The sequence below is a fragment of the Verrucomicrobium spinosum DSM 4136 = JCM 18804 genome (genome assembly GCF_000172155.1).
Classification (GTDB): domain Bacteria; phylum Verrucomicrobiota; class Verrucomicrobiia; order Verrucomicrobiales; family Verrucomicrobiaceae; genus Verrucomicrobium; species Verrucomicrobium spinosum.
This window is the reverse complement of record NZ_ABIZ01000001.1, coordinates 3,191,167-3,204,489: the sequence shown is the minus strand read 5'-3', so window position 1 is coordinate 3,204,489 and position 13,323 is coordinate 3,191,167. Positions and strand designations below refer to the sequence as shown.

The 13,323-nt window shown below is 61.8% G+C and carries 9 protein-coding genes; 4 read left to right on the top strand and 5 right to left on the bottom strand.

The genetic code is table 11. The features are described from left to right. Positions 1 to 5 precede the first annotated feature (5 nt). The gene (locus VSP_RS12955) at positions 6 to 1,175 is read left to right on the top strand and encodes a class I SAM-dependent rRNA methyltransferase (protein WP_009961093.1); all 1,170 of its coding nucleotides are present in this window, start codon (positions 6 to 8) and stop codon (positions 1,173 to 1,175) included. Here VSP_RS12955 and VSP_RS12950 read toward each other — a convergent pair. Then, the gene (locus tag VSP_RS12950) at positions 1,159 to 1,989 is read right to left on the bottom strand and encodes a PEP-CTERM sorting domain-containing protein (RefSeq protein WP_157210866.1); all 831 of its coding nucleotides are present in this window, start codon (positions 1,987 to 1,989) and stop codon (positions 1,159 to 1,161) included. The genes VSP_RS12955 and VSP_RS12950 overlap by 17 nt on opposite strands. Before the next feature lie 193 nt (positions 1,990 to 2,182). Here VSP_RS12950 and VSP_RS12945 point away from each other — a divergent pair, with 193 nt between their 5' ends. Then, positions 2,183 to 3,409 (top strand): AraC family transcriptional regulator, encoded by a 1,227-nt coding sequence (locus VSP_RS12945; RefSeq protein WP_029190405.1) that lies wholly within the window; start codon positions 2,183 to 2,185, stop codon positions 3,407 to 3,409. Positions 3,410 to 3,453: 44 nt separating this feature from the next. On the opposite strand, the gene VSP_RS35225 is transcribed toward VSP_RS12945, so the two are convergent. The 3 genes from VSP_RS35225 to VSP_RS35220 all read right to left on the bottom strand — a co-directional run bounded on the left by VSP_RS35225 (position 3,454) and on the right by VSP_RS35220 (position 9,933). Next, the gene (locus VSP_RS35225) at positions 3,454 to 5,403 is read right to left on the bottom strand and encodes an OPT family oligopeptide transporter (RefSeq protein ID WP_009961090.1); all 1,950 of its coding nucleotides are present in this window, start codon (positions 5,401 to 5,403) and stop codon (positions 3,454 to 3,456) included. A 145-nt stretch (positions 5,404 to 5,548) separates the two neighbouring features. Further along, positions 5,549 to 6,625 (bottom strand): Glu/Leu/Phe/Val family dehydrogenase, encoded by a 1,077-nt coding sequence (locus VSP_RS12930; RefSeq protein WP_009961088.1) that lies wholly within the window; start codon positions 6,623 to 6,625, stop codon positions 5,549 to 5,551. Between the two features lie 26 nt (positions 6,626 to 6,651). Continuing rightward, positions 6,652 to 9,933 (bottom strand): bifunctional proline dehydrogenase/L-glutamate gamma-semialdehyde dehydrogenase, encoded by a 3,282-nt coding sequence (locus VSP_RS35220; protein WP_009961087.1) that lies wholly within the window; start codon positions 9,931 to 9,933, stop codon positions 6,652 to 6,654. 101 nt (positions 9,934 to 10,034) lie between these two features. Here VSP_RS35220 and VSP_RS12920 point away from each other — a divergent pair, with 101 nt between their 5' ends. Continuing rightward, positions 10,035 to 10,778 carry an AraC family transcriptional regulator gene (locus VSP_RS12920; RefSeq protein WP_009961086.1) on the top strand — a complete coding sequence of 248 codons (744 nt, stop codon included), beginning with the start codon at positions 10,035 to 10,037 and terminating at the stop codon, positions 10,776 to 10,778. Between the two features lie 21 nt (positions 10,779 to 10,799). Here the strand turns inward: VSP_RS12920 and VSP_RS35215 are convergent, their stop codons facing one another. Further along, the gene (locus VSP_RS35215) at positions 10,800 to 12,167 is read right to left on the bottom strand and encodes a DUF5690 family protein (protein ID WP_009961085.1); all 1,368 of its coding nucleotides are present in this window, start codon (positions 12,165 to 12,167) and stop codon (positions 10,800 to 10,802) included. Here VSP_RS35215 and VSP_RS35210 point away from each other — a divergent pair. Next, complete coding sequence (locus VSP_RS35210; RefSeq protein WP_009961084.1) at positions 12,166 to 13,323, top strand: TIGR03364 family FAD-dependent oxidoreductase; 1,158 nt, start codon at positions 12,166 to 12,168, stop codon at positions 13,321 to 13,323. The genes VSP_RS35215 and VSP_RS35210 overlap by 2 nt on opposite strands.

The following is a 13,323-nucleotide window of genomic DNA, read 5'->3' as shown; positions in this document are numbered from 1 at the left end:
GGGGGATGTCAGCTCTTACCGTCCAACCCCGCTCCCGCCTCTTTCACGGGCACGAGTGGGTCTATGCCAGTGATGTCAAAGGAACCATCGGAAATCCCGCACCAGGGGATGTGGTCACCCTCAGAGACGTCAAAGGACGGTCCTTGGGCAGCGCTATTTACAATCCCAAGTCACAGATTGTCGCCCGGCGCTTTTCCTTCCGCCGCCAGGACTTGGACCAGGACTTCTTCGTGCGCCGCATTGAGCGCGCACTCGCTTTCCGCAAAACCCTCCCGATCGACCAGGAGCTCTGCCGTTTGGTGTGGAGCGAATCCGACGGCCTGCCAGGCGTGATCGTGGACCGCTACGGCGATCACCTGGTGATGCAGACTCTCACCATGGCGATGTCTATGCGCCAAGACCTCATCGCGAACGCGCTCAAAGAGCTCCTTAAGCCCAAGAGCATCATCGCCCGCAACGACGCCCCAGTACGTAAAGCGGAAGGTCTGGAACTGGAGAAAACCCTCCTGCACGGCCAGGCTCCGAAGCCTTTCTCCATCAAGACTGGCAAGCTTCATTTCCAGGTGGACCTTTACGAAGGTCAGAAGACGGGCCTCTATCTTGATCAGCTCGACAACTACACAAAGGTGGCCCGCTATGCCAAGGGACGCCGCGTCCTGGACTGCTTCACGAACCAGGGCGGCTTTGCCCAGGCTTGTGCCGTCGCTGGTGCCTCTGAAGTGGTTGCCGTGGACATCAGCGAGAGCGCAGTCAACATGGCGCTTCAGAACGCCCGCTCCGCCGGCGTCGCCCTCGGGGCGCGCACGGAGAACGTGTTCGACTTCCTGAAGACGGCAGAAAAGAACGGCAACACCTACGATCTCATCATCTTGGATCCGCCCAGCTTTACCAAGACCAAGCAGTCCCTCCATGATGCCCTGCGCGGCTACAAGGAGATCCACCTCCGCGCCCTCCAGATGTTGGAGCCCGGCGGCATCCTCTCCACATTCAGCTGCTCCCACCACGTTGGAGCCGGAGATTTCCGCGCCATGATCAATGCCGCAGCGGTGGATGCCAAGCGTTCTCTTCGTCTGCTGGATGTGCACAGCCAGCGCGCTGACCACCCCATCATCACCGGCATTCCGGAAACGGAGTACCTCCGGGGCTACACCCTTGAGGTCATGGGGGGCTGGTAGTTCCGGCAGAAACAGCGTAGCCGGGTTGGTTGGATTTCAGCAAACAACACACCCCGGCACGCCCGCGTCTCCGACGGCGCATGGCTCCCACCATCAAGGAAGCCGTCAGCAGCATCGCCCGCGACGGCTCTGGCACCTGATCAAACCGGAGATTGTCGATTGCGATATCGACGGCGGACGACGCTCCCGTGCCGCCGATCCGGACCAGATCCAGCCGATAGGCCACGTTCAAATCACCGGTGTACCCAATATCCACAGATGGAGCGTTGGCAAAGGCCAGAGTGGTGGTGGTCGTCCAGAGATCTGTGGTAGTGGTGAAGACCGTCTGTGACGTGGCCAGATTCACCACATCCACCCGGTACTGATACGAGTCCCCGTTGGTGTCGCCGATGAAGTTGAATCCCCCCAACAACACCCCGCTGACAGCCGTGGGGGTGAAGGTGATGGAGAAGACACTGTTGATCTGTGAACCATCCATCTGCAATGCGCCTCCGCCCGCATTTCCACCCGACCCGCTCCACGTGTGCGATTGCCACGCATTGGCAGCACTCCCGCCCGTGGCGGACCAGGTCAGCCCAATGTCTGGCGTCCCCACGATGCCCACTACCCCTGAAGAGGTGGCAAACACCGCATTTCCCGGTGCCCCAAGACTTACATTGTCGCCAAACGTCGCTGGCAGATTGGCATTGCTGGCAGGTTGACCATTGGCGTTGGGAGAATTCGCGAGTATCACCGTGGCAGCAGGGGAGAGTGCGGTCAGACCACTCAGCCCGGCAAGGATCAAGACAGCATGGCAGACAGGTAGGAGTCGCATAAGAGATCACAATGGGATGACGCGACCTCACCCCGAGTCCTCGCAGTTTGGTCCGCGTGGGCAGCATGCTTCAGCCGCCTTGCCCGTCATTTCGCAAATTGGACAGTCCTGGAGGCAAAATCGCCACCGACCTCACGCGAATGTAACAAAGCCCCATTGCCCAGGACGGAAATTCAGGCTTTTTATAATGTCGATGTCCAGCCCGCCGTCTCCACCTTCCCTGGCTCTGCCGCGAGTGGGCGTGAGATTCCCTTCCTGGATCACTTTTCAGCGCGGTGTGTTCGATGGTATCCTGAAGTTCATGCAGGCCCACGAGCCGTGGGTCATTGAGGCCCCCATGGACTCCGGTGGGGAGCTGGCACCGGTAGTCATCGGTCCGCGATGGCACGGGGACGGTCTCATCGTCTTTCGCTACACACCGCAGGAGGCGACAGCCTGGCGCAAGGCTGGCATCCCGGTGGTGAACCTCAGCACAGAACGTCTGGGCGGGGTGTTCCCGAGCATCGTTCCCGACAATGAAGGCGGCGGAGCCGCAGCCGCAAAGCACCTGCTCACCCTGGGCTTGCGCCACTTTGCCTACGTCGGCCGGGCCACACCCTTTGTGGACGATGGTCTTACCGGCCTGGGCGTCGCCAGGCGATACTCTCAGGAGCGGGAGGCTGGTTTCAGGAAAACACTGGAGGAGGCAGGGTTCACGCCGCTGCTCTTCCAGGTGTCCACCCGGCGGAACAACGGACCCGTCTGGGAGGAGTTGCACGAGACTTACTCCGGTCTGCTCCAGGCCCTGCCGCGTCCTTGCGGTGTCTTCGCGGCGGATGACATGCTGGCCCACGGATTGCTCCAGGCTGCCCAGTCGAGCGGTGCGCGAGTGCCGCAAGATGTCGCGCTGGTAGGCTTTAATGACCAGTCGCACTTCTGCCAGGCCGCCACACCTCCTCTCAGCAGCGTCACCTACCCGGGTGAGGCCATCGGACTGCGCGCCGCCGAGGCGATCTACGCCCTCATGCAGGGGCTCCCCGCCCCAGGCGGCCACATTCAGCGGGTGCCAGTGAGTGGGGTTACCATCCGGGAGAGCACGAATGTGTTGTCCATACGCGACCCTTTGGTGGCCTCAGCGGTACGATTGATCCGAAAGCAGGCTGCGGCCACCGCCCCACGTGTGGGAGAGATTGCGGACCAGCTTGGCGTCTCCGCCAGCCTGCTGCGGCAGCGCTTTCTAGAAGCTCTGGGCATCAGCCCCAAAGAGGAGGTGGACCGCGCCAGGCTCGACATCATCCGCCACTGGCTCACCACCACCAAGTTGGGTCCAGGAGATATCGCTGCCAAGACCGGCTTTCTGGATGCGGCAGAACTCCGCCGGTTCTTCCGGCGCGGCACGGGACAGACGCTGCAGGACTACCGTGCCGCCTTCAAGGCGTGATCCAACATGGGCGTCCCATGTTGGTCGTTATACCTCAAACCGTGCTACCGCCCCAGAAAACCGGCCACCGTACAGAGGATGGCGATGATGGCCGCCACGAGTGACTCCCCCGCCACGAGACCCGATGCCACGGGGATGCAGAACGTCTCCGCCTGCCGCGGGCGCAGCCGCCCCCACAACACCGCCAGCGCCGCTCCCAGCGCAAAGGAGAGACCGTTCTGGAAAGGTATGACCAGTCCCAGTCCCAGCCCCATCGCTGATGGCAGATACGGGCGGAAGCGGGGCAGGAGTTTTTCCAGCACCGGCAGGGCCACCCCAATGACCGCCCCTGCCACCATGGCCAGGACCGCCGTCTTGGGCAGCATGTGCACGCCTTGGGTCAGCAGATCGCACACCGCCTTCCACATATTGGCCGCAGGTGGATTGTACGCTTCCAGGGCCGCCTTGTCCGGCACCAAGGCGTACCACGCAGGCACAATCGCCAGGGTGCCAAAGAACACTCCGCAGAACTGGGCGATGAACTGCTTCCTCGGATTGGCACCGAGGAGATAACCACTCTTGAGATCCGTCAGCAAATCCGAGGCACTGGCTCCTGCGGCCGCCGTCATGCCGGCAGACATAAGATTGATCGTGGCATTGCCAGCGGATCCCGGCATCATGGCATACACCAGCTGCGTCACTTTGCCCATGGCCCCCATGGGGGTGGTGTCTGTCTCGCCCGTCGCCCGGCAGCAGACCAGCGCCACCAGCAAAGACATCACCACCGCCAGGATGCCCAACGGAATGGAGATATGAAAGGCCACCCACTGCACCACCACCAGTGCCGCCCCCACTGGAAGCACGCCGATGACCAACCAGGAAAAAGGCACCTCGATCCGCGCCAAGGGGTCAGCCGCCCCTGGTCCGCCACGAAGCGCCCGCGCTGCCCGAAAAGCCCGCATCAGAGTTGGCCATTGTAGGGCCACCGAGGTCAGGCTGGAAAAGACCATGATCGCCGTCCCACCCCACAAGGCCCAACGCACCGGGTTAATCATGCCCTGTGCAACCGTTAGAGAGGGCACATAGCCAGCCACGCCCCCTTGGACCTGATCATGCTCCATCAGCCAGGGCACCAACCCAAAATACAGCACTGCGGATGCTGCCAGCATGGACAGCGAAACGCGCAGCCCCACAATCATCCCTGCGCCGATGAGCAAGACACTGGGCTCAAAGGCGAAACCTGCCAGCCCCACGCCTCGCCAGGTGTGAAGCCATGTGGGCAGAGCCAGCGACTCTGGAATCCCCACCGCACGGAGCAGGCTTTCCAGCCAGGCCTGTGGACGCCCCGTGTGACGCAACTGCTCCGTGAGCGCCCCTGCCGTTCTTAGAAATCCCACCACACCCCCCACTGCCAGAGAGATGAGCAGCGACCAGGCCTTGTGCATCGCCGTGGCTCCCTGGGCGTAGAGACTGCGGAGCGTCTCCGCTGCCGCAATGCCACTGGGGAACGGCAACTGCTCGTGATTGATCATCTGCCGCTTCATGGGGATGGCCAGCAGCACCCCCAGCAGGGCTGTGAGAAGCACCATGGCCCCCAGCACATACCACGGCTGGTGCATGCCCGTCGTCAGCAGGAGCGCACCAAAGGCAGTGCCCACCGTGCCTCCCGTGGAGTAGCCCGCAGCTGAGGCAGTGGACTGCATGCAGTTGTTCTCCAGCAGACTCATGCGCGAGAGCCGGCCTCCGCTGAGCCCACGCAAACCATTCCACAGGACATAGGAAAGAACACAAGCCGTGATCGCCACCCCAAAGGCCCACCCGAGCTTGAGCGTGGTGTAGAGATTGGAAAGGGACATGAACATCCCCAGCACCCCTCCCACCAGCACGGCGCGAAAAGTTAGTTGCGGCTGGGAATCGCCCTGATACACCTGGGTGTACCAGTATTGATCCCGTTCTTCGGGCGCAGCATTCGCAGGAGGTTCAGAAGAGGCGGCGGGAGCCGCGGGAGCGTGCATGAAGGCAGTTTTCTAGAGTTTCCCAATCAGTTTACTCAATCCATCGCCTTCGCCCCAAGGATGATCTCATGACGGCGCAGCGCCTCATCCCGCTTTAAAATCTGGATCACCTCCAGGGGGATGAGGATGGATTTCATCGATTCCCTTAGACCAAAGGAGTTCCATGAACAGACATCGCCCGCGGCTGTGGGCCGCGATTCAACCGGATCTCGGCCAACCGCATGGCAGCCTGATGCGGCAGAAGACCTTCGGCATCCTCGATCTCAAACACGCGGTTAACATTGTTCCGGATGTTCTCCGTCAATTGGAGTGCGCGGTCGCGGTCATAGCCACCCTCGCGCTCGACAGAGATGTTGATGATGCCGCCTGCATTGGCGACGAAGTCTGGGACATACACAATGTCGCGCCTTTGCAATGCCAGCCCATCCCGGTCCTCATCCAGCAGCTGGTTGTTGGCAGCACCCGCCACCACTTTGCAACGCAACAGCGGGATGGTTTCAGGATTCAACGTCGCCCCCAGCGCACAGGGCGCATACACATCCACCGACCGGCTGTACACTTCCGCTGCCGTCGCAAGACGCGCCCCTGCCACTACCGCATCGCGCAGGGAGTCGTCTCTCACATCGTGGGCAAACACGACAGCACCCTCCTTGCGGAGCAGTCTGACCAGGGCCAGCCCCACGTGACCGGTGCCCTGCACCATCACTTTGCGACCTGACAACTCCTCACTGCCCGTGGCCCGTTTCAGACCTGCCTTGATGCTGAGAAAGGTGCCATGGGCCGTGAAGGGCGAGGGATCCCCGCTCTGCCCCGGCAGCCCGGCCACATGGGATGTGGTCTCACTGATGATGCCAATGTCCCGGGTGCCAATGCCCACGTCCTCCGCGGTGATGTAGCGACCAGCCAGCAGTTCCACAAACTCGCCGAAACGGCGCAGAAGCGCATCCGACTTGTCCCGACGACTGTCACCCATGATCACCGCCTTGCCGCCTCCCAGGTTCAGCCCAGCCGCGGCCGCCTTGTACGTCATACCCCGTGCCAGGCGGAGCACATCAAACTGCGCCTCCTCCTCCGTGGCATAGTTCCACATCCGCACCCCACCAAGGGCCGGACCAAGACGCGTGTCATGCACCGCAATGATGGCACGCAATCCCGTGGCGGGATCCATGCACACTTGCACCGTTTCATGCCCCGTGTGCACGGGGAGGATGGAGTTTTCCATAGTCGGGAAAGAGCAATGAGTATCAATCAGGCAGTCACTTGAACCATGACCGGAGACTTGGAAGGTGGGACGACCTTTTCCAAATTGGCCCAGCTCGCGCCAGCGGACATCTGCCCATAGCGATGCAGGGTCTGGCTCAGACTTTGCTCCCGTACCCACCGGACAAGTTCGGTGCGCCCATCAGCAACCAAGGGAGCGTCAATCCAGTTCAAGCCGGCGGCATGAGCCGCAACCAGAATGGCATCCGAAGGTGGCTCCACGGTTCGAAGAAACTCGCTCTTGTCGGCCAGCACAGGCAGCCGCGCGATGAACTGCCCCTCGCTCTCCTGGGAAGCCAGACTCACATGCAGAGGCACGCCGCTCGTCATTGCTGCGAGCCTTGCCAGTTCCAGCACCGTGGCATCCTCCCGCTCCAGTCTGAGCACCACTCCCCGACAAGGCCGGTAGCGGAAGATGTTGGACTCACAGCAGAGACCGGAGGGATCATGCTCCTGGGCAAAGTGAATGCCCCAGGCCTGACCGTAGTTTGCGGCGACGGCGTTCAATGCAACCGGGCGTGCATCAGCGAATTTCAGGAAGAGTCCAACGTAGTTGGGCCCGCCTGCTTTGGCCCCGGGGCCGATGGAAGACCGCTTCCATCCCCCGAAAGGCTGGCGCTGAACGATGGCCCCGGTGATGGATCGATTCACATAGGCATTGCCCACTTCAGTTCGTTTCCGCCACACTGCGATCTCATGGTCATCCAGGCTGTGAATGCCACCCGTGAGGCCGAAATCACTGTCGTTCTGGATGCGGATGGCGTCGTTGAAATCCTCTACGCGCATCAGTCCGAGCACCGGTCCAAAGCACTCTGTCTTGTGAAACCAGGAGCCCGGCATCACCCCCAGCTTGATGCCCGGAGACCAAAGACACGGGTTGCGCGGGTCCTGACGCGGTTCAAGGAGCCACTCCTCCCCCTCCTCCAGGGTGGTCAGCGCCCGTTTTAACGCCGGCGACGCCTCCCGGATCAAAGGAGTCACCACGCTGGCGGCACTCGTAGCATCCCCCACCCTCAGACTGACGGCCGCATCCCGCAACTGTCTGCGGAAAGCAGGGTCGTCATACACCTCAGCCTCCAGGATGGCCAGGCTGGCCGCGCTGCACTTCTGCCCGGCATGTCCAAATGCAGATTTCACCAGATCTTTGATGGCCAGATCCCGGTCCGCCTGCGCCGTGATGATCAGGGAGTTTTTGCCACTGGTTTCCGCATAAAGTCGCAGAGACGGCCTCCAGCTCTGGAAGAGCTGGGCGGTCTCGTATCCGCCAGTGAGGACCACAGCCGCAGTACGAGCATCGGTAATGAGCGCCTGCCCCACCGCCCCGTCTTCACAAGGGAAGAACTGGAGCACTTCCCGCGGCACGCCCCCGCGCCAGAGCTGCTGAACCAACCACCAGGCCGTCGCCTGCGTCTCCGGTGCTGGCTTGAAAATCACGCTGTTCCCCGCCATGAGCGCCGCGAGCACGCCCCCGCAGGGGATGGCATAGGGGAAGTTCCAAGGGGGCGTCACCACCACCGTTCCCAGAGCAGAGGCCTGCACCCGTGGGCTGGGACGATATCCCGCATAGTACCGGGCAAAGTCGATCGCCTCCGACACCTCGGTATCAGCCTCTGCGGCCGCCTTTCTTCCTTCATGCACGAGCAGGGCGATGGACTGAAATCTCCCGGCTGACATCTCCTCAGCACAACTCCGGAGCACTTCACCTCTTACCTCGAACCCCAAGCTCTCCCAGCACGCCTGGGCCGCAACGGCTGTCTGTAGCACCGTTTCACACCCGTCCACATCCGCTTTGGGCACGAAGGGGAGCTTGAAGCTCGCGAGCGCCCGGGCCAGCCGTTCCCTCTCGCTGGATTGGGTCCAGTCTGTGTCCGGAGCGTTCTCGAAGCCCCCTCGCCCCACCGGCCTGGCCTGCGCCCGATAAGATCCCGCAAAGACGCGATGACGCATCTCCCATCCCCCAAGGAAGCGCAGCTCCTGCCGGTGCCAGGCATCACTTCCCGGCTCCAGCGCAAACAGGTCCCGCAGGAAATTATCCGGTGCAGTGTTCTCATCCAGCCGACGCACCAGATAGGCCATGGCGCTGTGGAAGTCGGCCAGTTTCACGATCGGGGCGTACACCAGCAGCCCCCCTGCCTCCTCCTGCACGACCCGTGCTTGAGGATTGGCCATGCCTTCCAGCATCTCCAGCTCCACCAGAGGTGAGAGACCCGGTTGCTGGCGCATTTCCAGAGCCAGTGCGATGTCGAAGAGATTGTGACTTGCCACACCCAGGCGTACGGCCCGGGCATTTTCCGGACGACATCCAAACTCGAGCATGCGGCGGAAATTCGCGTCCGTCTCCGTCTTGCTGGCATAGGGGGCAGCGTTCCACCCATGGAGCTCCGCGTCCACCTGCTCCATGGCCAGATTGGCTCCTTTAACCAGGCGGAGCTTCACGGGGGCCCCTCCGCCGACCACCCGCATCCTGGCCCACTTGGTCAACTCCTGTTGCGCCTTCCAGGAGTCCGGCAGATACGCCTGGAGGACGATGCCCGCGCGCAGACCGAAGAACTCCGGTTCGTTGAGAGTGCGCTGGAAGGCCGCAAGCGTCAGTTCCAGATCGCGGTATTCCTCCATATCCAGATTCACAAACTTGTTTCCCGGCAGAGCCGCCCGGTACAGCCGCCGTAACCGCTGCTGCACAGCTTCCAACGTACCGTCCCAGTCCACCAGATTGATCTGGCTGAAGACCGCAGAGATCTTTACCGAAACGTAATTCACCTCCGGCTGGGCCAGAAGTTCCAGGATGGCTTCCAGACGATGGTTCGCCTCCGCTTCTCCCAGAACCGCTTCGCCCAGCTGGTTCAAATTTACCCGCGTGCCACGGCGGGTGCGCACCTCCAGATAGCGGCGCAGCGGCCCTTTTTCCCCCGCCAGAATCACTTTGGCACTGTCTTTCCGGAGTTGCCTGGCCACAGCTGGCATGACCACACCAGGCAGCCATCTGGACGCCACCTCGGCCACCTTCATCAGTCCCCGCTGCACCGGAGTGAGGTAAGCCGGAACGCCGAACTTCTGCAAAAGCTCCCGAAAGCGTCTGGCTTGCTGGATGGGCTGCCGGCTCCGGAAAACCCGGTCCACCATCTCCAGAGTGAACGCCTTTCCGCGCTCGTCGTCCACCATACCGGAGAGCCGGAAAGCCTCCGCCCGCTCGGCTGCAGACGGTTCTTTGACAGCGGCGGCTAGCAGATGGGCCGCCCGGACCACGGCACGTGAGCTGATGTCAGTCATGCTCGAAGGTGTTCTCATTTCCACTGGCGGTCTTGGTTTTTTCCGCTATATTGGATGCGGAATTTACACAATTCGTTTTTCACGCATCAGATTCTTGTCCTGTGAAAAGTCCCGACTCCCTCCGTGATTCCGTCTTTGAAGCAGCACCCGCGCTCGTCGTCGCCGAGAAACTTTTCGAGGGCTTGGAGGACGCCGTCTTCTGCGTCAAAAACCGCAACCGCGAGTACATTGCCGTAAACCTCGCCCTCGTCCGCCGTGTGGGTGCCACCGGCAAGTCTTCGCTCCTCGGTCGCACGGCCCGGGAGCTCTTCCCCCCACTGCTGGCCGCAGGTTATGAACAACAGGATGATCTGGTGTTGAAGACAGGCCAGGAAATCCATGACCGCCTGGAGATGGTGACCAATCCCGATGGCAGTCCCGGCTGGTACCTCGCCCAGAAAGTGCCCGTCCATGATCCCCACGGGCGAGTGATCGGACTCGCCGGCATCTCCCGCGATCTTCGTGCCCCGGCAGACAGCGATCCCCGGCTGGGAGTCATTGGCACCATCATCGAGCGCATCCAGCGCGACTACGCAGAGTCACTCCGGATCGACGACCTGGCACAAAGCGTGAAGATGTCTCTCAGCCAGCTTGAACGCCGCATGCAGGCGGTGCTCAAGCTCTCGCCCCGGCAGTTTCTGACCAAGACACGAATCGATGCCGCAGCGGCCATGCTGCGAGAGACCAGCGCTGCCATGGGCACCATCGCCACCGAGTGCGGATTCTACGACCAGGCGATGTTCTGCCGTCAATTCCGGGCCGCGACCGGTCTCACCCCCGGGCAATACCGGGAGGCGAAGCTGTAGCCAGGAGCTGTTTCCTGTCTTTCATTGCTCACGACGCGCCCTTGGTTTCAGGAAGTAACAGGCACCTGCCACGGTGAGCACTGCCACCAGGACCGCCTGCACATAGCTCCCCTCCATCAGCATCAGGGACCAGGGCATCCGCCACTCTTCCACGAACCGGCTCAGATAGATCGCGACGGTGCTCAAGTACCCAAACGCGTCCCCAATGCTGATCAGAAACGCGGCCGTGCCAGCATGCCGCAACACCGCCAGAAGCCGGTCATACATCAAGCTCTGAAAGGGTACAAAGGCCAGGTAGGTGCCGAATCCCGTGGCCACCAACCAGGCCTGGGGCCCCAGAAGTCCCTGCTGGAATAGCCATGTCCCCACTGCCGCAATCACGGGGCCAGCAACAATCAACATTGCATTGGCAATCAGCGCCTTCCGGTTGTCCTGCACCCATCGCAGCCAGAAGAGCGACACGATGACCAGGCAGCCAACAATGGTCTCCAATCCAGAAAACACCCCTGGATCTCCGCGATAGCCCTGCTCCTTCAGCACCTCCGCCATGAATGTGTCGCGCACATCACGATAGGTCATGAGGCACAGGTAGGCGCCGGTGAAGCACACAATCCCTGGCCACCAACGCCGCAGAAACTCGCGCCTTGCCCGCTTGTCCATCGGATGCCGCGCCATCCTCGCGGCTTGATCAGCAGCGTCGGGGGGCGGCATTCGCCCCAATACCGCCGCTGCCACCAGGAGCAAAGGCACGAAGAGCAGCCCGGTGACCAGCGGCATCCAAAACTCCGGCACCCCAAAACGAAGCAGCCAGCCACCGGCACTCTTCACCCATCCGGAAGCAAAAATGACGCTTAAACTCATGCCAAGCCCCAGAAACTCTGTCACACGCCGCCCTTCCAAAAAGCCAAATACCAAGCCCCAAATCATCCCGAGTGGCAGCCCGTTCACAAGCAGGCCCACCACGTTCCACGGAGCAGGCAGCACAGCAAACACCAGCAACCCAAAGGCCGAAATGCCGATCAGACCCAAGATCATGGTCACCCGGCGGGCCGCAGGCGTCTCAGACACCACCTTGATGCCGACGAACTTCGACATCATGTACCCCAGAATCTGCACCGCCACCGCCACACTCTTGTAGTCGGCACCCCAGAGGGTGAGATCCTCATAGGTCGCCACGGTAAAAGGGCGTCGGAAGGCATACATGGAGGTGTAAGTGGCAAAGGCCGCCGTCGCTGCCGCCAGCGTCACCAGTCCAGTCCGGGGCTGCTGGACAGTTTCTCCATTTTGCATCTCTGGCTGGCGAAGTTGCATCTTGTCGCATCCTGCGCGGAGAAGGAACGTGCCGCACCGCGCACTTTCACGATCAGCCTGCGCAAATTCGCCAGCCATGCAGAATCTCCATTCAGAACGTGTCGTCATCGTCGGGAGCGGCATCATCGGCCTCACCCATGCCCTCACCGCTCTGGAGGCCGGTTGCACTGTCACCCTGGTAGAGCGCAACAGCCGTCCCTTGGGAGCCTCCATTCGCAACTTCGGCACCATCTGGCCGGTGGGATTGTCTTTTGGCAAAGAACGCACGCAAGCGCTCCGCGGGGTGCAGCGATGGAAGGAACTGGCCCGCGACGCAGGCTTTATTGCGGACGCCTGCGGCTCCCTTAGTCTCGCCTACCGAAACGAGGCCTGGTCTGTGCTGCAGGAATTTGCCGCACTCCCGGACTCGGCTGCGGAAGGGTTTGAGCTGTTGTCGCCTGAAGAGACGATCAAGCGGCATCCCCTGGCAAACCCCGAGGGGCTACAGGGTGCACTTTTCAGCCCCCATGAGCTTTGCATCCAGTCCGCGACCGCGCTCACCGCTCTGGTGGCCCACCTGAAAAGCCTGGGGGTCAATTTCCTGAATCGAGCCTGTGCCATCAAGGTGCACGATGACGCGGTGGAACTGGCGGACGGTCGGATGCTGCCTTTTGACCAGTGTGTGATCGCGGCCGGAGAGGAGATGCAGATTCTCTTCCCCAAGGAACTGGCAGAGTCCCACATCCGCCGCTGCCAGTTGCAGATGATGCGCACCAGTCCGGTCAACCAGCGCCTTGGGGCCATCATGGTCAGTGATCTCACTCTCGCCCACTATCCCGCCTTCCAGGACTGCCCCAGCATCGCCAACCTGCAGTCAGTCCTGCACGATGCCATGCCAGAGCATCACCAGTGGGGAGTGCATGTCATTGCCGCGCAACACGCGGACGGCACGATCACTCTGGGTGACTCCCATGAGTACGGCCCGGACTTCACCCCGGATAACTGGAGCCGGGTCAACGACCTCGTGCTGGGCTATCTCGCCACCTTCACCCGGCTGCCATCCTATCGGATCGACTCACGATGGCACGGAGTCTATCTCAAGAGCACCATAGGCCAGACGCAGGTGGTGCTACAGCCCCGTGAACGAGTCACCATGGTCACCGCCATGGGCGGGCTGGGCATGACGTTGTCCTGGGGCCTGGCCGAGCGCACCGTCTCCAACTGGTTGGAAGCCGGCGCCTGCATTATTTCATGA